The sequence below is a fragment of the Acerihabitans sp. TG2 genome (assembly GCF_035013185.1).
GTDB lineage: Bacteria > Pseudomonadota > Gammaproteobacteria > Enterobacterales > Enterobacteriaceae > Acerihabitans.
In genome coordinates this window covers 174,738-200,267 of record NZ_JAYGJO010000001.1, presented here as the reverse complement: position 1 = coordinate 200,267, position 25,530 = coordinate 174,738, and the positions used below count along the sequence as shown (strand labels likewise).

22 protein-coding genes are annotated in these 25,530 nt (G+C 52.3%); 6 read left to right on the top strand and 16 right to left on the bottom strand.

The annotated features are described in order from the left end of the window. Positions 1-29 precede the first annotated feature (29 nt). From truA to SJI19_RS00920, 3 genes are all read right to left on the bottom strand, one after another. Positions 30-851, bottom strand: a complete 822-nt coding sequence (gene truA, locus SJI19_RS00930) for a tRNA pseudouridine(38-40) synthase TruA (RefSeq protein WP_323476371.1) — start codon at positions 849-851, stop codon at positions 30-32. Next, complete coding sequence (locus tag SJI19_RS00925) at positions 851-1,861, bottom strand: aspartate-semialdehyde dehydrogenase (protein ID WP_323476370.1); 1,011 nt, start codon at positions 1,859-1,861, stop codon at positions 851-853. Before SJI19_RS00925 ends, truA begins: the two co-directional genes overlap by 1 nt. Positions 1,862-2,260: 399 nt before the next feature. Then, complete coding sequence (locus SJI19_RS00920) at positions 2,261-3,517, bottom strand: ankyrin repeat domain-containing protein (protein ID WP_323476369.1); 1,257 nt, start codon at positions 3,515-3,517, stop codon at positions 2,261-2,263. Between the two features lie 658 nt (positions 3,518-4,175). Here SJI19_RS00920 and flk point away from each other — a divergent pair. After that, positions 4,176-5,216, top strand: coding sequence for a flagella biosynthesis regulator Flk (gene flk, locus SJI19_RS00915; RefSeq protein WP_323476368.1), 1,041 nt, complete (start codon positions 4,176-4,178; stop codon positions 5,214-5,216). 104 nt (positions 5,217-5,320) lie between these two features. On the opposite strand, the gene fabB is transcribed toward flk, so the two are convergent. Continuing rightward, positions 5,321-6,532: a beta-ketoacyl-ACP synthase I gene (gene fabB / locus SJI19_RS00910; RefSeq protein WP_323476367.1), complete on the bottom strand. Its 1,212-nt coding sequence runs from the start codon at positions 6,530-6,532 to the stop codon at positions 5,321-5,323. 155 nt (positions 6,533-6,687) lie between these two features. Between fabB and mnmC the strand changes: the two genes are divergently transcribed. The 4 genes from mnmC (at position 6,688) to SJI19_RS00890 (ending at position 13,459) form a co-directional block, all read left to right on the top strand. Continuing rightward, entirely contained in the window at positions 6,688-8,736 is a 2,049-nt protein-coding gene (gene mnmC / locus SJI19_RS00905; RefSeq protein ID WP_323476366.1) for a bifunctional tRNA (5-methylaminomethyl-2-thiouridine)(34)-methyltransferase MnmD/FAD-dependent 5-carboxymethylaminomethyl-2-thiouridine(34) oxidoreductase MnmC, read from the top strand. Positions 8,737-9,191: 455 nt separating this feature from the next. Then, positions 9,192-10,625 (top strand): glycoside-pentoside-hexuronide (GPH):cation symporter, encoded by a 1,434-nt coding sequence (locus tag SJI19_RS00900; protein ID WP_323476365.1) that lies wholly within the window; start codon positions 9,192-9,194, stop codon positions 10,623-10,625. A gap of 65 nt (positions 10,626-10,690) precedes the next feature. Next, positions 10,691-12,271, top strand: a complete 1,581-nt coding sequence (locus tag SJI19_RS00895) for a glycoside hydrolase 43 family protein (protein ID WP_323476364.1) — start codon at positions 10,691-10,693, stop codon at positions 12,269-12,271. Between the two features lie 114 nt (positions 12,272-12,385). Continuing rightward, positions 12,386-13,459 carry a porin gene (locus SJI19_RS00890; protein WP_323476363.1) on the top strand — a complete coding sequence of 358 codons (1,074 nt, stop codon included), beginning with the start codon at positions 12,386-12,388 and terminating at the stop codon, positions 13,457-13,459. Positions 13,460-13,618: 159 nt separating this feature from the next. Here the strand turns inward: SJI19_RS00890 and SJI19_RS00885 are convergent, their stop codons facing one another. The 7 genes from SJI19_RS00885 to prmB all read right to left on the bottom strand — a co-directional run bounded on the left by SJI19_RS00885 (position 13,619) and on the right by prmB (position 20,904). Further along, positions 13,619-15,637: a TonB-dependent copper receptor gene (locus tag SJI19_RS00885; RefSeq protein ID WP_416347482.1), complete on the bottom strand. Its 2,019-nt coding sequence runs from the start codon at positions 15,635-15,637 to the stop codon at positions 13,619-13,621. Between the two features lie 588 nt (positions 15,638-16,225). Then, the gene (locus SJI19_RS00880) at positions 16,226-16,504 is read right to left on the bottom strand and encodes a YfcL family protein (RefSeq protein WP_323476362.1); all 279 of its coding nucleotides are present in this window, start codon (positions 16,502-16,504) and stop codon (positions 16,226-16,228) included. A 37-nt stretch (positions 16,505-16,541) separates the two neighbouring features. Further along, positions 16,542-17,090 carry an elongation factor P hydroxylase gene (locus SJI19_RS00875; RefSeq protein WP_323476361.1) on the bottom strand — a complete coding sequence of 183 codons (549 nt, stop codon included), beginning with the start codon at positions 17,088-17,090 and terminating at the stop codon, positions 16,542-16,544. 13 nt (positions 17,091-17,103) lie between these two features. Continuing rightward, positions 17,104-17,904 (bottom strand): sulfite exporter TauE/SafE family protein, encoded by an 801-nt coding sequence (locus SJI19_RS00870; protein ID WP_323476360.1) that lies wholly within the window; start codon positions 17,902-17,904, stop codon positions 17,104-17,106. A gap of 79 nt (positions 17,905-17,983) precedes the next feature. After that, entirely contained in the window at positions 17,984-18,817 is an 834-nt protein-coding gene (mepA, locus tag SJI19_RS00865; RefSeq protein WP_323476559.1) for a penicillin-insensitive murein endopeptidase, read from the bottom strand. A 4-nt stretch (positions 18,818-18,821) separates the two neighbouring features. Continuing rightward, positions 18,822-19,907, bottom strand: coding sequence for a chorismate synthase (aroC, locus tag SJI19_RS00860; RefSeq protein WP_323476359.1), 1,086 nt, complete (start codon positions 19,905-19,907; stop codon positions 18,822-18,824). Between the two features lie 64 nt (positions 19,908-19,971). Further along, positions 19,972-20,904 carry a 50S ribosomal protein L3 N(5)-glutamine methyltransferase gene (prmB, locus tag SJI19_RS00855; protein WP_323476358.1) on the bottom strand — a complete coding sequence of 311 codons (933 nt, stop codon included), beginning with the start codon at positions 20,902-20,904 and terminating at the stop codon, positions 19,972-19,974. Between the two features lie 247 nt (positions 20,905-21,151). On the opposite strand from prmB, the gene smrB reads away from it, so the two are divergent. After that, the gene (gene smrB / locus SJI19_RS00850; RefSeq protein WP_323476558.1) at positions 21,152-21,682 is read left to right on the top strand and encodes an endonuclease SmrB; all 531 of its coding nucleotides are present in this window, start codon (positions 21,152-21,154) and stop codon (positions 21,680-21,682) included. Between the two features lie 3 nt (positions 21,683-21,685). On the opposite strand, the gene sixA is transcribed toward smrB, so the two are convergent. The 5 genes from sixA to SJI19_RS00825 form a co-directional block, all read right to left on the bottom strand. Continuing rightward, entirely contained in the window at positions 21,686-22,177 is a 492-nt protein-coding gene (gene sixA, locus SJI19_RS00845; protein ID WP_323476357.1) for a phosphohistidine phosphatase SixA, read from the bottom strand. Positions 22,178-22,565: 388 nt separating this feature from the next. Next, positions 22,566-22,862 carry a YfcZ/YiiS family protein gene (locus SJI19_RS00840; RefSeq protein WP_323476356.1) on the bottom strand — a complete coding sequence of 99 codons (297 nt, stop codon included), beginning with the start codon at positions 22,860-22,862 and terminating at the stop codon, positions 22,566-22,568. Between the two features lie 174 nt (positions 22,863-23,036). Next, entirely contained in the window at positions 23,037-23,798 is a 762-nt protein-coding gene (gene mlaA / locus SJI19_RS00835) for a phospholipid-binding lipoprotein MlaA (protein ID WP_323476355.1), read from the bottom strand. Between the two features lie 33 nt (positions 23,799-23,831). Then, the gene (gene ccmI, locus SJI19_RS00830; RefSeq protein WP_323476354.1) at positions 23,832-25,058 is read right to left on the bottom strand and encodes a c-type cytochrome biogenesis protein CcmI; all 1,227 of its coding nucleotides are present in this window, start codon (positions 25,056-25,058) and stop codon (positions 23,832-23,834) included. Next, positions 25,055-25,528: a cytochrome c-type biogenesis protein gene (locus SJI19_RS00825; protein WP_323476557.1), complete on the bottom strand. Its 474-nt coding sequence runs from the start codon at positions 25,526-25,528 to the stop codon at positions 25,055-25,057. The genes ccmI and SJI19_RS00825 overlap by 4 nt, the downstream gene beginning before the upstream one ends. Positions 25,529-25,530 lie beyond the last annotated feature (2 nt).

Below are 25,530 nucleotides of genomic sequence, written 5' to 3'. Positions count from 1 at the left end.
TCACAGGCGCCACAAAGAGTTTTAAACCGTTAATCCTGAAGAAATAACGGCCCCAGGGAAGACAAAGGCAAATCAAAACGGCTGGGATAATCCACCGCCACCATGTACAGCCCTTCCGCCTTGGCTGTCGCCGCCGCCAGGGCGCGATCCTGTGCCGCCAGCACCTCGGCAACCCAGGCCTCGGGACGGTTGCCGCATCCCACTTCCATCAGACTGCCGACGATATTGCGTACCATATGATGCAAAAAAGCATTCGCTTTAATATCCACCACCACATAGTCGCCGCGCCGGGTCACGGTTAAGTGGATAATATTGCGCCACGGTGAATGCGATTGGCAGTGCAGTGCGCGAAACGACGTAAAATCATGCTCACCCAGCAGGTATGCGCCAGCGCGCATCATCTTATGCTCATCCAACTGATGGTAAAAATGCGTCACGCCATGAGACAGTATCGCCGGCCGGTAAGGGTGATTATAGATAATATACCGATAGCGTCGTGCTATTGCGCTAAAACGCGCGTGAAAATCATCGGCTACGCTGCGTACCCAGCGCACCGCAACATCAGACGGCAGATTAGCGTTCACCCCTAGCGTCCATGCGGCGTCCGCACGCTGCGCCCGGGTGTCAAAGTGCACCACCTGTCCGGTGGCGTGTACGCCGGCATCGGTACGCCCGGCGCACAATACCGAAATCGGTTCATCGGCTACTTTGGACAGGGCCTGCTCCAGACAGGCCTGAACACTACTGACCTCAGATTGCCGTTGCCAGCCGTAGTAACGGCTGCCGTCGTATTCAATACCCAAGGCAATTCTTTTGGTTGCCGGCTTATCGCCGGTGACGTCCCGCAACATTAATAAAAATACTCCGCCACCAACAGCTCAGCAGTCAATAGCGCCATCAGCGCTCCGCCAAAACGAACGTTGTCCGCAACCGACCAGAACTGTAGCAGATCCGGCATACCATAATCATTACGCAAACAGCCGATGCTCAGATGCGCCTGACCTGAAGCATCCTCCACCTGCGTGGGGAAATCGCCCTCAGCGCTCAGGGTGATGGATTCAAGGGCCGCTAATGCCTCGCGCGCTTCCTCAGCACCCATCGGGCGCTGGGTTTCCAGATGAACGATCTGGGCATGGCCGTAAAATACCGGGGCCTGAACGCTGCTTACCGAAATCGGCAACCCCTCGTCCTGCAATACCTTGCGGACTTGATCCACCAGACGGCGCTCGATCTGCACACTGCCCAGATCGTCGGCGATCAAGGGCAGCAAATTAAAGGCTAACTGACGGCTAAAAAAGCCCGGTTCAGTGGGCAGGCCGTTTAATAAGCGCGCACTCTGACCGGCCAGATCATCCACCGCCACCTTGCCCTGCCCCGACGCCGACAGCAAATTACTGACGTGCAGGCGTGTGATGCCGGCCAGATCGGTCAGCGGCCGGACCGCCAGCAACAGTTGGCTGGTCAGGCTATCAGCCACCGCCACCAGATTACGGTTACGATAATCGGCCAGCACCGTGTCATTAACGCCCGGCACCACCAGCGGCACGTCAGGTTCCAGGGCAAACTGACCACTGGAATCAATCACCACGCAACCTGCCTGCGACGCGGCCTCGGCATACAGCGTGCTGGCCTCGGCGCCGGCGATGAAAAACGCCAACTGTACCGACGTCCAGTCAAACTGCGCGGCGTCGGTCACCAGAATGCTTTTACCGTTATAACGCAGCGTTTCGCCGGCGCTGCGTTCGCTGGACAGTAAATACAGCTCCCCAACCGGGAACTGACGCTCCTGCAGTAACTCCAGCAGCGCTGTACCGACTGCTCCTGTTGCCCCTAAAAGGGCGATATTCCAGCCGTCAGACATCAATTTTCTCTCCAAGACAGTGCATAATTGCGCCCGGAAGGCATTAACCCCCCGGATTAAAATCTGTAAGGCACCCGGCCATTCGAGCAAAGGGGGAATATTCTGCCACTGAATGAAACAAAATCCCAACGCTATTGTGATTAACCGGTTGTGACAACCTGATGAAAGCGGGCGTCATCCACCTCGGTTAAAAGTGGCAGCCCTGATCGTACACTGTCTGGTGTTAATGCGGTAACCCAACGTCTTACCCGCTAGACTGGCGATACTGCGACACCACCGACGTCCCGCCAGCGAGGCCGTTAGGGCGTTTGTCATTCCCCTTGCCGGTTTCATTATCTATGGGCCAGGGGAATGTATCGTCTCAGCATGGAGAATGTTAGCGTGATGCTGAGACACAGCTTATGAAAGCAGTTGTTTTAGCCGCTGCATGCCCTGCTCTATTGAGGAAAAAACCGAGGTGATTGAGGATGAAAACAGTCTATGTGCCGGCCACGGCATGGCACGCGATGCTGCCGAGGACATCGAAAGTTGATGAGATGGCGCGCTAACGGCTGCGGATGGCCTTGTCGTAGGGCGTGGGGCCCCGAGCCTATTGTTAGCAGTAATGGTTGTTAACTTGTTGGTTATTAAATCGATAATTTGTTGGTTTTTATGGTGTTTAGCATGGTTGAGTGCCGTATGTCCTTGTTTATCAACGATGTTGAGATCGGCATCCTTTTCAATAAGCAACGTCGCCATTTCCGTAAAATTTGTCATAACCGCCCAATGCAACGCGGTGAAACCTTTGTTGTCCTGCTGATTAATATCGGCGTTATTGTTAATCAGCGAATTGGCTATTTCGCGTAGATCGTTGATAACAATATGCATAGAATATTCATCAGCGGTTTCTCGGGCTTCGCCCTTAGCCGCCCAATGCAGTGCGGTTAATCCCTGGTTGTCCTTCTGATTAACATGTGCTCCTGCATAAGAAATTCCTTGGCTATTAATAGAAGCCTTCCCTTTAATAAGCAATTTAACGACGTTTACATTAGCCTGCCTGCTGGCCCAATGCATAGGCGTCAAACCATTTACGTCTTTCACATTAATATGCGCACCAAACTGGATCAAGGTTTTCACGGTGGGGGAAAACCCATTTTTGGCAGCAAAATGCAGCAAGGTATTGTTATTATACATTGGTGTGTTAATGATCATACCATATGTTGCGATCATTTTGGTGAGATGGTCATTATCTGTGGCACTGGAGGCGACCATTTTAATAATTTCCAAATTACCATAACAGTCTCCAACATTTTCCCACGGTAGTGTTTCAAGATACTTTACAGATGAAATGATTTCTTGTTCGAATGGTTTAAAGCTACTATGGTAATCAATAACTCCCATGTCACGGCTCAAGTTGCAATCTTTATTGCCTCTATAAGGCAAATCAGCAACCTTATGAGATGGTTCGCCTTTTATCTCCCTTGCATTCCTGACTTTAATTTCGTCCACGATATTTTTCGGGAGTTTTTTTTCAATTGCAGCTAATGCAGCTTGACGAGAATAAGCAATATTAGACGCTGAATTAAATCGCTGACCAATAGTGGAATTAGGTTCTAAAGTGAATTGTACCACGCTCTGACTGGCCAGCGGTATTATTGAAGCAGAAATAAGAGGCATAAGTGACCTGTAAATTATTAATTAAATGAATACGAGTGTTTGTTTCGGCAATTAAATCGTACTTAATAAAAAAAAAGGAAGGCATCTTCCTTTTTTAGATACTTAAATTTATAGCGTTTCGATTAAAAATACCGTACTAATCACCAGACGTTTAATAAGAATTTAATATCTACAGATATTATTTTTATTAGATTTATCTTGGCGTATAGATAAGCGTTTTACATTTACAGATAATGCGCTGCCTGCGTGCGAGTGCCAATAACACGTCGAGGCGTATCATGCTTGCACCGGTGTTAACGGCGTTTGTCGCAATGTTTTTTCGCCATGGGCAACGGCATCACTACCACGTCATCAACAGTGGGATTACACTGTACCGAGTCATACGGGCACAGCGATTGCGAATACTGCTGCGTTGACACGTACCTGCGGCGCAGAAAATGCCATCCTGACGCATCCCGCTACCGCAACATTCAGCAACTTGTTATGATTCGCCGCACTATTTGCTATACCCAATAGATTTCGCGTCGCAGGCAGGCGGCTAACGAGTGAATCCAGAACGGCTCAGGTAAGCCTTCGGTATTCGCCCGCAGTCAACCCACCCGCAACCCGAAGCATGACGGGTCGATACCCGTGCCCCCGATGGGAAAGGATAAGTGATATGCAACCTGTAAGCGGTCCCGGTACACCTTTACCAGGTGACCCCCCCCACGACGCCGTAACCGGCGGATCTGTCGGTGTTGGGAAAGATGGCGAAAAACCGCTCACCACGGCACAGCGCACATCGCTGGAACGATTGATTATCAAGATCATGACGCTGAGCAATAGCAAAACCCCGGAAATCTGGGCTGCCTTGCGTCATCAATTGCATATCACCAATGACAGTGAGCTGACTGCGCGCCAGTTCGAACCGGCAGAGCAATTTTTGCAAACCCGCCTCGAACAGGCCCAGCAAACCCACGGTGGTCGTCAACTGATGCAACAGCTGACGGATCTACTGCCCAAGGGTAATAACCGCCAGGCGGTGAGCGAATATATCCGCCGCGAATTCGGTCACACCGTATTAAGTCAACTGGAGCCGGCGCAATTACTGGAGGTGGTGGCGCTGCTGCAAAATGGCCAACTGAATATCCCTCAGCCGCCGCAGACCGCGATAACCGACCGAACGCTGCTGCCGGCCGAGCATCATGCGCTAAACCAGCAAATCATTCGTCTGGCCGCGCTCACCGGTGAATCACCGGCGGATATCAGGCAAAGCGTCATGACCATGATGGGACTAAAATCCGGCGATCCCATCCCGGCCCGCCATTACCAACTGCTGATGCAATTTTTGCAGGGCCATATGACGCTATCGCAGCAAACTGCACCGACGTTATCCTCAGTCCAGGCCGTGTTTAAGCAGCCGACCAACGACGACGAGCAACGGGCGATAGCGGATTACTGTCTGCACCATTTCAACGCGCAACCGCAAAGCATATTGACGCCCGCCCAAGTTAGTGCGGTGATGCAGTTCTTGTTTCTTCATCGCTTGACCCGCACACAAAGCCAGCATCAGACCACCGACAGTCGATTGCTGCAACCCGCCTTAAGTCCGCTTATTGCCACCGTACCGGTGGAAAGAACCCCGGGGTTAACCCGCTCGCGTTGGATTGTTGGCGCGGCGCTGCTCGCGGTACTGGTGCTGATTTGGGTGTTGATATGAGGCCGCAACAGAGGCACATTGCGGCGGGAAGGCATTAGGTGAGAAAGTCCCCCGGCTGGACGCCGGGGGACTTTAGCGGGCGAGACCCGAGTGCGTATCGTAGACTAGCGGTATTTGCGCATCACCAGCGACGCGTTGGTACCGCCGAAACCAAAGCTGTTGGTCATAACCGTAGTGAGCGGACGTTCCGTCATCGTGGTAATGATGTTCATGCCTTCGGCATTCGGATCGAGCTCGTCGATATTGATACTCGGGGCAATAAATCCGTGTTCCAACATCAACAGGGTATAAATGGTTTCATGCACGCCGGCCGCGCCCAAGGAGTGCCCGGTCATGGCCTTAGTGGAAGAAAACGCCGGATGCTGGCTACCGAAGGTTTCCCGAATGGCCCAGAGCTCTTTAAGATCGCCCACCGGCGTTGAGGTACCGTGCACATTGAGATAATCAATTGGCGTATCCACATCTTTGAGCGCCATCTTCATGCAACGGATCGCTCCTTCACCAGAAGGCGCCACCATGTCTGCCCCGTCTGAATTAGCACCGTAGCCGATAATTTCGCCATAAATATGCGCGCCGCGCGCCAGCGCGTGTTCAAGTTCTTCTACCACCACGATACCACCACCACCGGCGATAACAAAACCATCGCGGTTGACATCATAGGTCCGCGATGCCTTGGTCGGTGTCTCGTTATAACGGGTAGACAACGCACCCATGGCATCAAATTCGCACGCCATTTCCCAGCACAGTTCCTCACCGCCGCCGGCGAACACCACATCCTGTTTGCCCAACTGAATCATTTCCACCGCGTTGCCAATACAGTGCGCGGAGGTTGAGCAGGCAGAACTGATGGAATAATTGATACCGCGGATTTTAAACGGCGTTGCCAGGCAAGCGGAAACGCCTGACCCCATGGCTTTGGTGACCATATAAGGTCCCACACCACGCAAACCACGCGCACGCATGCCGTCGGAGCCAGCAACCTGGTTACGCGGGGATCCGCCACCGGACCCGACAATCAACCCGGTACGATCGTTGGAAACCTGATTGGGTTCTAGGCCTGAATCTTTAATCGCCTGTTCCATAGAGAGGTAAGCATAAATGGAAGCATCACTCATAAAGCGCGCAATTTTACGATCAATCAGCCCGGTAGTATCGAGTTTAATGTCGCCCCAAACATGGCTACGCATACCAGAATCTTTCAATTCCTGAGAGAAAGTAATTCCGGAGCGACCTTGTTGCAGAGATGCCAGGACTTCTTTCTGGTCATTACCAATACTCGATAAGATCCCCAGGCCGGTAATCACTGCACGTTTCATTTAATACCTCTTGTATTTTTATATGAGATTCTGTGACGCACTCTAGCGTACAGTTGTAAGCTGAACAAGTCCGATCAGACGATGTTTGCGAAATTTGCGCCATAAAGCACACCTCGTTAGAATCCACTCACTCCCTAATAAATGAGCCTGTAGCCTTGAATCACGCCCCAATCAACCATGCTGTTGTGAACTGGAATGAAAACGGTACACCTGTATCCCGACAGTTTGATGACGTTTATTTTTCCGATCAAGACGGGCTAGAAGAAACCCGCCATGTTTTTCTGGCCGGAAACGCCTTGCCCGAGCGGTTCATTCACCATTCGCGGCCAGTATTTATCGTGGCGGAAACCGGCTTCGGCACTGGGCTAAATTTTCTCACCTTATGGCAGGCGTTTGCTGTTTTTCGGCGCCAGAACCCGGCTCATCAACTGAAGCGACTGCATTTTATCAGTGTCGAACAGTTCCCGTTGCGGGTGGATGACGCAGCATTGGCCCATGCTCACTGGCCTGAACTGGCGGCATTGGCGTGCGAGTTACGCCAACAATGGCCCTTAGCCACGCCGGGATGCCACCGATTGATCCTCGGCGCAGAGACGATCACACTCGATCTCTGGTACGGCGAGGTCAACGCCCTATTACCGACAATGGATGCCAACCTGGCCGGTCACGTGGACGCATGGTTCCTTGACGGTTTTTCCCCAGCCAAGAATCCTGCCATGTGGAGCGAAGGGCTGTTTCAGTCCATGGCCCGATTTGCCTGCCCACAGGGCACTTTCGCCACTTTCACTGCGGCCGGGTTTGTGCGACGCGGGTTACTGCAGGCCGGATTCAATGTTGGCAAAAGAGTGGGGTTCGGCCGTAAGCGGGAAATGTTGGCTGGCATCCTGAACCCCCAAGCCCAGCCGCTCGAAAATACCGCAGCATTGCCCGACAGTAACCCCACGTTGCCCTGTTATCGACGCCGCGCCGCCACCCACCCTGAAAACGTGGCGATTATCGGCGGCGGCATCGCCAGCGCGCTTAGCGCATTGGCCCTGCAACGACGAGGAGCACGGGTGAGTTTATATTGTGCCGATATGGCTCCGGCGCAAGGCGCGTCAGGCAATCGACAAGGCGCCTTGTATCCTCTGTTAAATAACGAAGACGATGAATTATCTGCGTTTTTCGCCAATGCTTTTCCCTTCGCGCTGGCAACTTACCAGCGGTGTGCACGCCAAGGCATGGTGTTTGAGCATCTGTGGTGTGGCGTAACACAACTGGCTTATGATCAACGCGCTCAAAACAAACTAAACCACATCCTGGCGGCGGACTGGCCCAAGGAACTGGTCCATTGCGTTGCTGAAAGTGAGATGGCCGCGCTGACCGGCGTAGAAACCGGTTGTGCCGGCGCCACTTATCCGCTGGGCGGCTGGCTTAATGGGCAACAGCTTACCGCCGAAATACTGCGGCTGGCGCAAGACCGGGGGCTGACAGTTCACTATGGCCATGAAGTACAGCATCTCACCGGTGGCGAGCACGGCTGGATACTGGACTTCGCCCAGGGTGGCACCGCCCACCATGACGCGGTGATATTGGCTAACGGTCACCGCCTGCTACAATGGCCCATTACCGCGCCGCTGCCACTGACCAACGTACGCGGCCAGGTAAGCCATATTCCCGCAGTGGCGGACCTGGCCCCCTTGAAGCAGGTGCTGTGCTATGACGGTTACCTTACACCCGCCAGCCCCGGGTATCAGACGCACTGTCTGGGAGCCAGCGCCCATCGCGATGACGATAACGTCGACTACCGCCCGCAAGAGCAGCAGCAGAACCGCGATCGTCTACTGGCCAGCGTACCCGACCAGCCCTGGGCGTTGTCCGTGGATGTGGGGGCGGCACAAGCACGCTGCGGTGTGCGCAGCAGCGCGCGTGACCATTTACCCATGGTAGGCAATGTGCCCGATTATGAGGCCACCCTGCAGGCCTACGGCGATTGGGCCAAGCAACGAAAATCCGGCGCCCCTACGGTGGATGCACCGGTTCATGCCAACCTGTTTATGTTGGGAGGCCTAGGGTCACGAGGTTTATGCACCGCGCCTCTGGCGGCAGAGCTATTGGCGGGGCAAATCTTCGACGAACCGCTACCGCTCAGCGTGGATCAGTCCGTGGCGCTCAGCCCTAACCGGTTTTGGATCAGAAAACTCGTCAAAGGCCGCCCCCTTTAACACCAGTGCATCGGGGTAAGGACGTCCTCGGTTGATTGGCTTGCGGCAACGCGTTTTTGCCATACTGATTTGCTGCTGTACTGCTGACCCCACGCTCACAGGTTATTGGTATAATATCTATTTCTAATAACCCCGTGGTAGTGTGAATAATCGCATATTTATTACACATTTCAGGGCATCCAACGCACTCCTTTATCGATAGTCAAAAAAGTTATATGACTGCTTATCTTTTGGTATACCTTATATATCTAATTGTTATTTAAGTTTTTTTGTCATATTCATCATTATAACCTAACTTTTTTTCACTGTACGATCTGTCCTAATTGTGACATCTATCGCATATAACAAAAATCGTAAAGCTGTTAACTGAATTTGGAATTTCTCTTACCGGACACTCTCCCTACACTGAAGGTGTTTTCAACAGGTATTTCCTACATTATCCCTGGAGAGTAATAATGACAGAAATAAAAAAGTTAACCACTTGGCAAAAAATGGGTTTTGGCATGGGAGATGCCGCTTGTGGCATTGTTTATTCTTCCGTTACGATGTTCTTGACCTATTTTTATACCGATATTTATGGTATTTCAGCCGCTGCGGTCGGCGTTATGTTTTTGGTCACCCGTTTGCTTGATGCCATCTCAGACCCGTTGACCGGCCTATTAGCGGATCGGGTTCGAACCCGCTGGGGTCATTTCCGTCCGTGGCTGGTTTGGTTTGCCGTCCCTTACGCGGTAATTGCGGTATTGACCTTTACCACACCGGATCTCACCGGCACCGGCAAGCTGGTTTACGCCTATATTACCTACACCTTACTGATGTTGTTTTACACCTTTATTAATATCCCCTATTGCTCGTTGGGCGGCGTTATCACTTCCGATGAAAAAGATCGTTTATCAGCGCAATCCTACCGATTTACCATTTCATCCGCCGCTGGGCTGGTAGTGTCTATCGGCACGCTGTGGATGGTGGATTATTTTGGCCGCGGCAATAAACAGTTGGGCTACCAATACACCATGGCGGTGATGGGTACGTTGGCGGTTATTATGCTTTTTGTGTGTTTTTTCTCCACCCGTGAGCAAATTTACCCACAGGAAAAAGGCAACGAAAGCGTTCTAAGCGATCTTAAAAATTTATTGTCCAACGACCAATGGCGTATCGTGGCCATTATTACATTTTTTTCCAGCATGGCCGGTGTTATGCGCGGCGCCGCCACACTTTATTATGCCACATATTTAATGCTCGACCCACAACATAGCGATTTGACCGGAACCGCCATGAAAACAGCATTTATCACCACCAGCGTTATCGGCACCATACTTGGCGCAATGGCGGCGGGTTTTTTCGCCAAACGGTTTAACGCGATAAGCATGTTTAAAAACATCAATTTATTATTGGTGGTGTTCGGATTTATTATGTTTTTTATGCCGCCAAAATGGCTTAGCATAGTATTTCCGCTGTATTTCCTGATTGGATTTTTTCATCAAATGTATCAGCCATTCAAATGGAATATGATGGCCAATGCCGCTGATTATGGCGAATGGAAAACCGGTCGACGTATTACCGGCCTCTCCTTCTCCGGCAATCTATTTGCGTTGAAATTGGGCATGGCCGTCGCGGGCGCGCTGGTCGGTTTTTCCCTCGGCTGGTTTGGCTACCAGGCCGGCTCACCGACACAAACCGCGCTGGCCTCCACCGGGATTATCGGCTTGCTGACCGTCGGGCCATCATTGTCCTATTTAGTACTGTACTGGCTCACGCGTTTTTATAAATTGGATGACGTCACAATGAAGACCATCCAGTCGGATCTGGCGCAGCGCCAACAACGTAACGACGCGCTGCAAATTGAGCCTATCATTAGCGACGATGCTCCGTTGGTTAACCACCACTAACCCTAGAATGTTGCTGAAAACCGCATATTACACAAGCCAAACTTATTTCAGAGGAATGAAAATCGATGTCTAACGTCGGCTCACCACCCTGGTGCCCGGATATGGGCGATGGAACCTATCAAAACCCGATTCTGCACGCTGATTATTCCGATCCCGATGTCGTACGGGTAGGGAACGACTTTTACCTGGTGGCGTCCAGTTTCAACCACATGCCCGCGCTGCCCTTATTGCATTCAACAGATTTGGTTAACTGGCAAATTGTGAATCATATATTCCAGAGACTCGAGCTCGCGCCTTATGAAACATTTGCGCCGGGTAAAGGTGTCTGGGCTCCAAGCATACGTTTTCATGCCGGTCGTTTCTGGGTATTTTTCAGTACCCCGGATGAGGGGATTTTTATGTGCCACGCCAGCGATCCTCTTGGCGAGTGGTCGACACCTCACTGTCTAAAATCCGTGCAGGGATGGATTGACCCTTGCCCGTTCTGGGACGATGACGGCCGCGCATGGCTGGTGCACGCTTTTGCTTATAGTCGCAGTGGCATAAAACATAAGCTGCAGCTTTGCGAAATGTCTCCAGATGGGTTATCACTGCTCGATGAAGGTAAAATCATTGTTGATGGTGGCGTAAGCCTGCCAACCCTTGAAGGACCAAAGGTCTATAAACGTAACAGCTGGTATTATATCTTCGCTCCAGCCGGCGGTGTGGCCACCGGTTGGCAAACGGTACTTCGTTCTCGCAGCCTGCAAGGACCTTATGAAAGTAAAACCGTGTTGCACCAAGGGGACAGTGCCGTCAATGGCCCACACCAGGGCGGCTGGGTTGAGCTAGAGAACGGTGAGGGGTGGTTTTTGCATTTTCAGGATGCGGGGGTATATGGTCGCGTGGTTCATTTGCAGCCCCTGCATTGGCAACATGACTGGCCGGTTATAGGTTGTGCTACTGACAACGTTGGACCCGGCGAACCGGTGTTACGTTGGTTAAAGCCGGCTGTCGCGCAATCTAGCTCTTCGAAACAACCTCAGGGATCGGATGATTTTTCATCTGATCGTCTTGGCCTACAATGGCAGTGGCAAGCCAATCCACAGCGTCAGTGGTTCCGCCTGGATAACACGGGTCTTAGTTTATCATGCCAACCCATGCCGTGGCGTGATGGCCAGCCTTCCTTTTATGATACCACCAATTTTTTACTGCAGAAATTTCCGGCGCGAGAATTTATTGTTACCACCCTAATGCAGCCCAGACTGCAAAACAATGGAGATCAAACCGGCGTAGTTATTTATGGCGAGCGTTATGCCTGCTTGGGATTAAGTCTTTCTGAAGGCAACTCTTTTTTGACCTGGAGTACCGGCTGGGTCGGGGATCGAGGAGAAGTCAATGCCCAGACACAGCATATTTGTCCATGGCCGGTCGATGCGCCAGCCTATTTTCGCATTGTCGTAGGACAAGATGCTCTTTGTACTTTTTATTACGCTTGGGATGATTGCCACTATCATGCAATACCGGAGGTGTTTGCCGCCGGCCCCGGAAAATGGGTCGGGGCCAAGGTTGGATTATATTCCGTCACCTCGGCTATCACGCCGTATGATCAAGAAACGCATCATGGAGAAGCAACCTATTCATATTTTTCATTGACAAACATTTAGTTGATTTTATTTTAAATAATTCGCCTCTAAAACGGAATTACACTCTCCGTTATGGGAGGCATTTACCTTTATTTTACCGATTAAAATAATCATCGACCTGAAGAGAAACAAAAAATGAAGATAGTAATAGCTACAGCTTTAGTCGCTCTTATGGCGGCGCCTTTATATGCAGCTGAAATATACAACAAAAATGCCAATAAACTCGACTTTTATGGTAGTGTGCAAGCCAGACATTATTTTAGCGACAGTACCGGTAGTGACGGGGATAATAGTTATGTTCGTTTAGGTTTTAAAGGCCAAACCCAAATTAACGATCAATTAATCGGGTATGGTCAATGGGAATATAACATACAAACCAATCATACCGAGGGAGGAAGCGACGCACTAACCGGGACAAAAACCCGTTTAGGCTTTGCTGGACTAAAATATGGTAATCTGGGATCTTTAGATTATGGCAGAAATTGGGGGATAATGTATGATGTCGCATCGATTACCGATATAGCGGCGATTTTTGACGATCTCACCTACAGTTATTCTGACAGCTTTATGGGCGGTCGCTCAACGGGTTTATTAACCTATCGAAATAATAATTTTTTCGGACTGGTTCAAGGACTGAAATTTGGTATGCAATATCAAGGGGCCAATGATCAGGACTCAAACAATTCCCGAATGGCGACCAAATCCAACGGCGATGGTTATGGTTTTTCCACGTCGTATGATTTTAGCTGGGGTGGTTCGATCTTGGGGGCTTACTCTAATTCCAAGCGCACGCAGGCGCAGCAACAGCTTGATTATGGCAGGGGCGATCGCGCTGAAAACTGGGCAACCGGGTTAAAATATAACGCCAAGGGTATTTATTTAGCCGCCTTATACTCGGAAACGAGAAATACCGCACCGATCGGTTCTATAGGCATGGCAAACAAAGCGCAGAATATTGAACTGGTAGCGCAGTATCTCTTTGATTTTGGTCTGCAACCGGAAATAGGATATTTTAATTCAAAAGGTAAAAATATTGAAAAATATGGTAATGTGGATTTAATTAACTATATAGACGTTGGCCTAACTTATCTCTTTAATAAAAATATGTCGATTTATGCCGATTATAAAATAAACCGGCTAGCAGATGACAATCCGTTAGGTATCGCAGCAGATGATATATTGGGCATGGGCATGAGTTATCGTTTTTAAAAATCCTTTTGGTGTTGGCTGACCGGTGGTGGCATTAGCCGCAACCGGTTATACCCGCCATCGTTCACGTTGCGGGAGCGTTGGCGGCGTTCATTCGCCCAAATCACTTACCGATGTAAGCTCATCGGAATTCATGTACTTACCGCCAAGAACCTGGGTTTAAAATTTCATATTCAGCTTCATCCACAGCGTCCTGCCTGGCTCATTTATCGGCATATCGGCGGAATAACCAAAGTTACTGTTACCGGCCAGGTTAAGATGTTCGCTGTAGGTTTTATTGAGAATATTATCGATTCCACCGCTGACTTTGATCGCTTTATTGATCTTATAACCCACGTTGGCCGAAATCACCCCAAAACCGGCGCTGGTGGCGAAATCCCTGCCAACGACATTGCCCTCATCCATCGCCACCCGCTGCTGGCGACTGACGACCCGCCACAGGGCGCTACTGCTCCACTGTTGCCGTTCATACGTCAGACCGAACCGAGCATCCAGCGGTGGTGTTTGTGGCAACGGTCGGCTATCACTTAGGTTGCTGCCCCAGGAATACGCCATGCTGGCGTCCACCTTCCAATGTTGGGTAAAATGGTATCCCAGCCCCATCTCACCGCCCAGGATCATGGCATCAACGTTGGTCACCTGACGACGGTAGGCATTTTTCGGGTCATACTTAACCAGGATGTAATCATTAATCCGCCCGGCATAACCTGAAAGCCACGCATCAAATGGCTGGCCGTGGTACTGGACACCCACATCGATTTGAGTGGTTTTTTCACTTTGCAACGTGGCAAAAGCCGCTTCACCACGCCGAGGGCCGTCGTTGGGAGCAAACATTTCCCAGTAATCCGGAAAACGCTCGGTGTACCCCAGCCCGGTATAAAACATAACCGGCAAAAAGGCCAGTTGACGCTCATAACGGATAAACCCCGCCGGCAGCGTTGCACTACGCCGGTCCGTTGCTGATAAAGCGTATTTTTCAGCCAGGCTTTGATCGAGACGCGCACCGCCGATAATGCGTTCATGCTGATCCCGGGACCAGGTGAGTTCATTAAATACCCCGTATTGTTGGAACCAGGCGTCTTTTTGCCAGCCCTCTTTTTGGTGGCCACGATGGGTATTGGTTTGCGCGTCCAGCCCGGACTGCAGGCGAAAATCCGGCCATAACCAGGTACCCATAACGCGGGCGCCGGTAGTCCGGCGATCCAAATTGCTAGAGCGGGCGGCACTGGCGGCACGCTGGCGCGCTTTGCAGCACCCGACACGCTTGCCGGCCGCAACGTTGGTCGGCACCTTTCGCAGGGTGGTATTGTCCATGATATGATTGGTATAACTGTAGTAGACCTGCGCTTCAATTTTATCCAACACCTCGCTTATCTCGCTTTTTTCAAACTTGGCGCCCAGGCTTTCACGTTTAAACTGGGACCCGTCCATGCCACGACCTACATAACTGGCTTCACCATTGCCCCGGCCCATGGACAGTTCCATCCAGGTGGTGTTATCAGGCGTCCAGCCGACGGCCAGATCGCCGTTCCACTTATCCCAACGGGATGGCACCCGCCGCCCCGTTCCGTCCTGGTAATCACTGGCCCGCGATTTATTCCCCAACAGTTGCAGGTAACCCTGTTCATTGCCCAAACTTGCACCGAGGGTCTCATCTCGCCGCGCATTGGAACCACCCAATAGACTCCCTTCCGCCTGGATCCCGGCCGCGTCGAAATGCGGATGAATCCGTTCAAAACGCAGGGTACCAGCGGAGGCACCCGGCCCCCAGAGTACGGTCTGTGGTCCTTTAACTAAGGTCAGCAGATCATAACTTTCGGGGGAAATATAGGAGGTGGGTGCATCCATACGGCTGGGGCAGGACCCCTGCATTTCCGCCCCACCGGCCAGAATTTTCAAGCGTGAGCCGAACATACCGCGAAACACAGGATCACCATTGGTGCCGCCGTTACGGATCTGCGAAAAGCCCGGAATGGTCTTTAGATAATCGGACCCATCGCTGGCAGGTACCGGCTGGCGCGGTGTTTTGGTGGCGGTGGTGATGGTCAAGGGTGAGGAGACGGGCGATGTTACCGTTATGACGTCGGCGTCATGGGGCATGGGTCGATCGTTTTGCAGCCACTGATGCTGGGTTTGGGCAACAGCGCAATTGGCCGCGACGAGCGTGAATACCGGCATAAAACCGCGCAGACGATGCGAATATCGCTTGTGTAGAGGTCGAGAGGTATAACCTGACATCATCTATCCTTATGATTAAGCAAATATTCCTGACAAACCCGCTCGCAGGCGCAGCCAGATAACGGCGCACGGTGGTCATGCCTCTATATCAGAGGTGGACGAGCCTGGTTTGGTTGACAGAATGTGTGGACGCGGATCATGGGATGATGTGGGCAGGAGCACGAACGCGGCATACCGCGAAAAAGCCGGACTCATCACCCGCACCTACACCTACACCTACACCTACACCTACACCTACACCCACACCGGACGGACGATCATGGACCGCCATCAGCATTGGATTGTACGCGATTAAATAGTGTAACCAGGGATAATTTGAGTTTCGTTTAACAATGGTATGGCATCATAGTATTGCCATTTTATCTGTTTGATATTATGTATTTTATTTTTTATTGCACACGAAAGGTTGCCGAGAAACGCCTAAACATCCTGGTCCACTGGACTCGAGCAGATACGCCATAAACCCGCTGCGCCCATGGCCGAAAACCACCGCGCAGAACAGGTAAATGGGTTATGGGAAATAAGGCGTTATTCAGCCCCAGCCTGCGCATACAGCGTTTGCCACATGCCGAACACCAGGATCTGATCCGGTGGTGACAACTCCCCATTGCCAATCGCCTCGGCCAAGCAGGACTGTACACGCTCATGCAGCTCCTCGGGGGTGTGTTCATCATTCTCCTGCGCTTGCGCCACCGCTAGCGTCAAATGGCCGCGTAAATACCCTCCGGCAAACAACTCATCGTCGCTGGCGTGTTCCACCATATTATCAATTAACGCCAAGATGCGCGTTTCAAAATCTACTATCATCACGGGTCCTTATTCTTCATTCGGGGCTGGCAACGCTCTACATATCGGCCGGGTAGGGAAATTGTTGCTGTGCCAAAGGCGGGGTATGGTAAAACGCATGCAACGCCTGGATAAATTGGGCCGCGCGTTGTGGTATGCCTTGTGATAGATAATTCATCACCTGGTCATGAGCCTTGCGTTGGAAAGCAATACGGTCCGGTTCGCTGCTGCCGTTAAGATTATCGCAACTCACGTTAAAGGGGAAATCAGCGGCAACGCAAAACATCCATTCCAGTGCCTGGGGCTTGATTTCAACCAACTCGAAGCGACGCTGGGTGTCGTCGTCACGGCCATCCGGACAATACCAATAACCGAAATCCACCTGCAAACGACGGCGTGCACCCGCAATGCACCAGTGAGAGATTTCGTGCATTGCGCTGGCATAATAGCCATGGGCAAATACGATGCGATGATAAGCATGATCACCGTCGGCCGGCAGATAAATAGGTTCATCGTCGCCTTTAACCAAACGGGTATTCAAGCTGTCGGAAAAACAGCGATTGAACAGCGCGATCAACTGCTGATATTCATGTGATTGGTTGGACATTGTCACTTATCTTTCAATAATAGTCGGCTAACCAGTGCGTTATCTCAGCACCGTGGCCATCATAAAGCAGTTTGATACTCATCAGCAGCGATACCACCACGATCATCGGACGGATCAGCTTCTGTCCCTTGGTTAATACCATGTGGGCGCCCAAACGCGCGCCTAAAAGTTGACCGGCCAGCATCACCAATCCCACACTCCACACCACGTGGCCAGAAAACACAAACAGCAGCAACGCGCCCAGATTGGACGTGAAGTTCAACACTTTGGCGTGGGCAGTGGACTTGGCCAGATTAAAACCGCATAGCGTCACATACGCCAGCGCGTAGAACGAACCCGCGCCTGGGCCAAAAAAACCGTCATAAAACCCCACACCGCATCCGGCCACCAACGCAAACGGCCAGGCGGAAAGCCGACGTTGCCGATCGTCTTCGCCGATACGCGGCATCAACAGAAAATAGAGTCCGATACCGATCACCAGCAACGGCAACATCTGTCGCAGTAAATCTGCCCGCAGATGCTGAATCAGGATGGCGCCGGTCATCGAACCGATAAACGTCAGGGCGATGGTCAGTTTCTGATCGCCAATATTCACCGCCCGTTGGCGAATAAAATAGAGGCTGGCGGAAAACGATCCGCCCACCGACTGTAGTTTATTGGTTCCCAAGGTCAGAGCCGGCGGTAAACCGGCCGCCAACAGTGCGGGCACGGTGATCAATCCACCGCCGCCGGCGATAGAATCGATAAACCCCGCCAATAGGCTCACACCAAACAATAATACAAATACCAGGGGGGATACGGCTAACCAATCCATGTATCATCCAGCGTTTATAGGTTACAGCCCAAGACAGTCCTGCCCAACCAGTTTCAGTCAGCGCAGCTATCGCACTAGGTTATTCTGCCACCAGATGGCGATCCAGTAATACCTGGCAAGACGGCGGCAATGGCGGCGGCCGTTTTACCGGAGCCGGCGCAGCACCAGGTTTTGGCGCCATAAACCAGCTATCAAGCTCCGCGCCGCAACCATCCCCCGCCGGTGGCGGGGTCTGCTCCTGGCATTCCGGACTGCCGACGGGGCAACGCAGACGCACATGCATATGGGCACGGTGACCAAACCAGGGTCGAACTTTGGTTAACCATGCGCGGTCCTGACCCGCAACACGACACAGCTGTTTTTTTATTGCAGGATTAACAAAAATACGCGTGACATCGGCATCCTCGGCCGCAAGCTTAATGAGCATCGCGATGTGCGGCTGCCAGCGGCTGGCATTGATATCACGACCATTGGCCGCCACCAAATCCAGCGGCTGGGGTTTAAGCAACTGCGCCGCACTCCAGCGCCGTTGCGGCAGTTGCAACCAGATATCCACATCCAGTCCTGACTGATGACTGGCGTGACCGCTGCTAAAGCGGCCTCCGGCCGGCATCGCCATATCACCCACCAATAACTCATTAGCCAACTGCAAATGCCGCACCTGATTGCTCAAGCGCGAAATAAACAGCAGCAGATCGGGTTGTCCGAAATAGCGCCGCTGATCCGGACGCAATACCTGATAATTGGCCGCATCCAGTGGTAATGGCTGCGCGCCAATCATACAGCCGTTGGCGAACCCGCCTATGGCCTGCGGGTTGCCGGGCACCGGATGGTCAATTTTCTGCCAAGGCGTGGGTGCCGCCAATGCCTGGACGGCCGCCAGGGCCAATAAACCCGCTATCCATTGCCGCATCATATTACCATTGAGGAACAGTGGTGGTCACGTCAGCACATTGAGCTCGCTGGCGCATCAAATGATCCATCAGTACAATCGCCATCATAGCCTCGGCGATAGGTACCGCACGAATGCCGACGCAGGGATCGTGGCGGCCGCGGGTCACCATATCAACCGGTTCTCCCGCGCGGTTCACCGTGCGACCAGGCACCATAATGCTGGAAGTGGGTTTTAACGCCAGATGGGCAATGATCGCCTGTCCGCTGCTGATGCCACCAAGGATCCCGCCGGCATGATTGCTAACAAACCCCTCAGGGGTAATTTCATCGCGGTTTTCGCTGCCGCGTTTGGCGACCACGGCAAAACCATCGCCAATTTCCACGCCTTTTACCGCATTGATGCTCATCAAGGCGTGGGCCAGATCGGCATCCAGACGATCAAACACCGGCTCGCCCAGGCCAGCCGGGACATGCTCAGCCACCAGCGTGACTTTGGCGCCAATGGAGTCACCTTCTTTTTTCAGCTTACGCATCAGGCTATCGAGCGCCTCCAATCGATCCGGATCCGGGCAGAAAAAAGGATTTTGTTCTACTTGATCCCAATCTTTAAGTTCACAGCAAATATCGCCGATTTGCGCCAGATAACCCCGCACGGTCACACCATGCCGCTGCGCCAGATACTTTTTGGCAATCGCCCCGGCCGCGACCCGCATGGCCGTCTCCCGCGCCGACGACCGGCCCCCACCACGATAATCGCGCACACCGTACTTACGTTCGTAGGTATAGTCTGCATGCCCGGGACGGAAGACATCCTTGATGGCGCTATAATCCTGCGAGCGTTGATCGGTATTGTCGATGATCAGGCCAATACTGGTACCGGTAGTGACCCCTTCAAATACGCCGGACAGGATTCGCACTTCATCAAGCTCGCGTCGCTGAGTGGTATAACGTGAGGTCCCCGGTCGGCGCCGGTCCAGATCATGCTGTAAATCCGCCTCCGTCAGCGGAATGCCCGGCGGTACGCCATCAACCACGCAACCCAGCGCCGCACCATGAGATTCACCGAACGTGGTGACACGAAATAATTGACCAATACTATTCCCTGCCATCGGGACTCCTATGCTTAACCTGATTGTACGTAAAATAACGCCGTTTGCCGACCAGGGCACACCCCTAGTCCAGGAATATTGTAAAGGTTTCCGCGCAGGCCACAAGCTGTTCCCGCGTCAAGGAGAAGACCCCATCACCACCACGTTCGAACGATAACCAATTGAAAGGGATCTCAGGGTATTGCTCGATAAGATGCACCATGCTGTTGCCCACTTCGCAGATCAGCACCCCTTCATCGCTTAAATATTGTGGCGCGCAGGCCAGAATGCGGCGGACCAGGGTCAAACCATCGTGGCCGGCAGCCAATCCCAGAACCGGCTCGGCTTGAAATTCCTGCGGAAGATCGCCCATGTCCTCTTCATCCACATAGGGCGGATTGGTCACAATCAGATCGTAACGCAACGGCGGCAGTTGCCGGAACAAGTCCGAACGCAGAGGGGTTACCCGACTATCAAGGCCATAAGCCTGGATATTATGTTCGGCTACCGACAGCACGTCGCCGGAAATATCCACCGCGTCCACCTCAGCTTCCGGAAATGCAAAGGCACTGGCGATGGCAATACAGCCGCTACCGGTACACATGTCCAGAATACGGGACGGCGGCTGCGGCAACACATCATGATAGCGATCATCGATGAGTTCGCCAATGGGTGACCGGGGGATCAGCACCCGCTCATCCACATAAAATTCCAAACCGCAGAACCAGGCCTTATTGGTCAAGTAGGCAACCGGAATCCGTTCATTTACCCGGCGCACTACGCGCTCAACGATCCGACTACGCTCACTGGTCGTCAGACGCGATACAAACATCTCCGTTGGCAAATCCAATGGCAAGAACAGACTGGGCAGCACCAGTTGTAGCGCCTCATCCCAGGGATTATCCGTGCCATGACCATAGTAGATTTGCGCAGCGTTAAAACGACTGACCGCCCAACGCAACACATCTTGAATACTGTGCAGCTCGGCAACCGCCTCATCGACAAAAATTTTATCCAATTTACTCTCCGCGGGAAAATAGGTTCCGCTTGTTGGCAGCTAGTTTGCCATGAAGACGGGCTCAAAGCAGCAGGCAAAATTCGCCAGAGTGCAATTAATCCCTGTCATACCACCAGACGCCAGGGCGTTTGGTCGCCAAGGGATCGCCCCGAGAGACAGTGAATAAATGCCGCCAACGAGCGAAAGTTTCGCCACCGGAGGATTGGACGAGGTAAACTCACTGAAAACAACGGACGCAGAGTGGGGAATGAAGAAAAAATATCAATTGGCCGATGAGGAACGCCATTTGTTCCGGGAGTCGGTCGCCGGCACTAAGCGCCTGCGCCAGGATACGGTCAAACCACCGAAACCTCGTCTAAAAGTGTCGGTATTGCCTACACGGCGGCTCATCAGGGAACAGGTGGATGCCAGTTTTTATTTTTCCGACGAATTCCAGCCGTTACTCGATAATGAAGGTCCGGCACGTTATGTACGTCCCGATGCCAGTGCCTATGAGGTCAAAAAACTGCGGCGCGGGGACTACACACCAGAACTGTTTCTTGACTTACATGGTCTGACCCAAGCACAGGCCAAGCAGGAGTTGGGCGCATTGATTGCCGCCTGCCGTCGAGAACATGTGCACTGTGCCTGTGTCATGCACGGCCACGGTAAACATATTCTCAAGCAGCAAACCCCGTTATGGCTAGCACAACACCCCGATGTATTGGGATTTCACCAAGCGCCAAAACCCTTTGGTGGCGACGCGGCGCTGCTGGTGCTAATCGAGCTCAATGAGTAAGCGTTACCCGGCTTTAACTTTGCTGAGTAATTGGGCCGGCCCAACCTGCCAGTTTAATATGCCTTTGCCGCTTTGCGCATCAAGATCCACGCAGGCCACCGCTGAGGTGGCGAACATCGGCGCCTGCTCTTGGGGACAAAGATCGGCCACCAGATAACCGACCAAAGGCAAGTGGGACACAATCATCACCGAGCCCAACCCTTCATTGGCCAGCGTCTGTAAATAACAACAGACCAAATCAACATCGCCGCCGGGCGTCAGCTCAGGCATACGCTCTTCTTCTTCCGGCAGCACCAGTTCCTCACGCAGTACGTCCAGCGTTTGCTGGGCGCGCAGATAGGGACTAACCAAAACACGATCGGTATCAAGAATCCTGCTACTTAACCAAGATGCCATTAAGCGTGATTCATCACTACCACGAACCGACAAAGGCCGTTGTGCGTCACTGGCCGCATCAAGCTGAGCATCGCCGTGTCGCATAATTAAAACTTGCATAATGCACCGTTATTGTTTGACAAAACGCGAAAAAAAACGGGATGACTGGGCTTTCGCGCTCGAAATCTCGTCATTAAAACGCTGCTTTTTACATCAATACCCGCCATAGAGTCAACCGTTCTCACTTCATTTGCCCTTGCCAGAGCGCTAATTTACCGACGAGCGCCGCGACAAAATGTGACGGCTATTAGCATATGACAATACTTTACGCTAAAGGTGCGAATAAATAACATTATTATGATTGACACGATGATGCGTATGGCGATGAGCGGATGCGGAGGAATAATCCAAGACGCAGAAGGTAGACATACCTGCTCAGACCGAGACAGGCCGTAGACAGGTTGCCAACACACTAACAGGCTCAGTGAAGAGCCTGCAAAAACCGGGGTTAACGCAATCCCAATTGAAAGATCAGCGTTTCGGCCTGGCAACAGAAGGTAAAATCAGCAGTGAGTTCAACACCGTTGTCGACGGGTTTGATCCGACCGTCAATCTGGCAAGGATCGGACTCCACCGAGCGGGCCTTTTCAGTCAACGCCGCTAGCATGGATTGTGCCTGATCGCGTTGGTCAAATACCTTGCTATAGGACGCAGTACAATCTTCATTGTCGATAATAGTGCCAACATCAACACAGCAACAGGCGGCGGTTTCTTGGGCGCTGCATTTGTTTAGTGAGTGGGTCATGGTTATCTCTCCACAGGTTTTACCTGCATAATATATAAAGTCGATCAAAAGTACCTACATCAAATTGTACTCTTGTACACCCACCGGGTATATACCCGCCATGCTGTACGTTGCAGGCATGTTGGTTTTCCTGCCACACGAATTTTTAGGGTATCGGCGTTATTGATTGGCACATTATTGCGAATCGATATCCTTCAGATCACCTTGGATCGCCTGCGCGTTGGGGTTTGACTGCGGTATCAACTTGCCACCGCTGGCCAGAAAATCATGCCGCTGGAAGTAGGCGGCGCGCACCATGGCGTACGGATCGGATGAATTGCGTAGCAACGCATCGGAATCGAGCAACTCCGCGCGGGTTTCGATACCTTGGAACACCCATTTACCAGCAGACATCCACCAGGTGAGATAACTGAGCGCCGGATAGAAGTTATCCACCGCCCCACCGATATCTTCGCGGGGGGTAAAACTACCGTAACCCGGCAGGACCACGTAAGTACCGTATCCGACACCATAGGTACCAAGGGTGCTACCAAAACGCCGTGGCTCTTCTTTGGCCAGTTTAGGATTGGCCATCGAGGCGACGTCGATCAGCCCCCCCATGCCAAGTAGCGTATTGAGGAAAAAACGATTGAAATGAATCATCGCCTTATAGGGATTGCCAACCAGGAAGTAGTTAACCATGGAGGCCGGTTCGCCAAGGTTACTTAAGAAATTACCCAGCCCATTACGCGCCGGGGTGGGTACGTAATCGCGCCAAGCCACCGCTACCGGTCGAACAACGTACGGATCCAGGACATTGTAGTTAAAATCAAACATTGTCCGATTGAACCCTTCCAAGCGATCCGGCCGATCATGATAAGACCGATCGGTTGTACTGCTGGCACACCCCAGAACCAAAACGCTGGCCAGTGCCACACCTGACAGGCGATAATTCATGTGTAAACTCCGTTTATTATTTTGTACCCGCCGCTAGGGCATTTGTTGATCTATGTGCACGGCAATCTGGCCAATGCTATTCATATTCAACATGGGACTTTCGCCAAACCAATCACCACGTTTGGCTTCGGCAGAACCGTCTTTGGCAATCCGGACCCGAATTTTTACCTGTTGCTGAGGAGAAAAAACACGCGCCGGCGTCATCGCATTACTGTCATCCAGGGTCAACGATAACGGAAAGCGGCTCAATGGCAAAGATTTTACCGCCATCGGTAGCGTACTTTTCCCGTCGGTAACGGAAATAAACACCGTCCCGTTGGCCGGAAGTTGCGCCGCTGCATCTGGCGACAGAGTGACGCTAACGTGCAGTTTAACCGTCGCCAGACCCGATTGCGCCTCAGCTTGTGCTATAGTGCGCCCAATGGCATCAACACGCAGATCATTCGCCGGCAACAGCGTTACCATGTGCCGCCAACAGGCCAATGCCTGAACGACATTATTCTGTTGATATTCGCCAATCGCCAAAAGATTCAGTGCCGCCAGATTATCCGGCTGCTGTTTCACCCGGCGTTGCATTATCCGAACACCTTCTTGGTTATCACCGGCATCGGTTGAACGAATTAACACCTCGGCGTAGTCAAGGTCAATCACCGCATCGTCCGGCGCTAACTGATAAGCCCGACCGAAGGCTTGGGTTGCCATGGCGGCATTACCGAGCGCCACACCAATGTGTCCCAAAAAAAGCCAGTTCTGAATATTATCCGGCTGCCGTTGCAACGAGGCGCGCAACCCAACGGCGAGGCGCGCCAAATCGTTAGGCGATAGTTGCCTGGCACCCGAATCCATAATGCGCGTCCTAAGTGCCGGCATCGCATCCACCGTCTGCTGCCAGCGCCAGACCTGGGGGATCCCGCCAGTCCAGGCGTACAAGGCCAGCGTGATCGTCACCAAGGCCACCACACCTGGCGCCAGCACCCAGAGCGTCATCAGCGTTGGTTCCACCGGCTGGACCGTGGGAACATCCACCAGCAAATTTTGCTGTAGTTCTTCGCGTAGTTCCTCAATAGGCAAGCCATGCTCGCCCACGAGTCCTTGGGTTTCATCTACAGCCAACTCCTCCAGCCTGCGCCGATAAAACTCGATATTCAGCGCATCTCGGGTAGTGGCCGCGGCATAACCACCGTGACATCGGGCGGGTAAAACCAACAGCATGGTCGCCAGCGCCAGCAGCACGGTGAACAAGATGCCAAAGGATATCATGGTTGTTTACCGTGGTGATTAGCCAGTAACGCCGCCACACGGCGCCGTTCATCCTGGGACAATCGAGAAGACATTGCTCCACGGGAACGCCGCACCGTACGCAAGATGATCAGTGCACCCCCGATGACCACCAGCAGCAGCGGCCCCAGCCATAAAAAGATCGTTAACGGATTAAGCGGCGGAACATAGGTGACGAAATAACCATAACGCGCCACCATATAATCAATAATTTGCTGCTTGCCCTGGCCCTGCTCCATAAGCTGGTAGACTTTGGCGCGCATATCGGCAGCGATAATGGAATTGGAATCAGCAATACTGGTATTCTGACATTTTGGACAACGCAATTGTTCGGTCAGTTCGCGATATTGCCGTTCCTGCTCGATGCTGGCAAAGTGCCGGATATCAATGGCTGCGCCGACCTGAACACTAAACAGCAAACCGAACAGGGCGAGATAAATCACTATCCGCATCA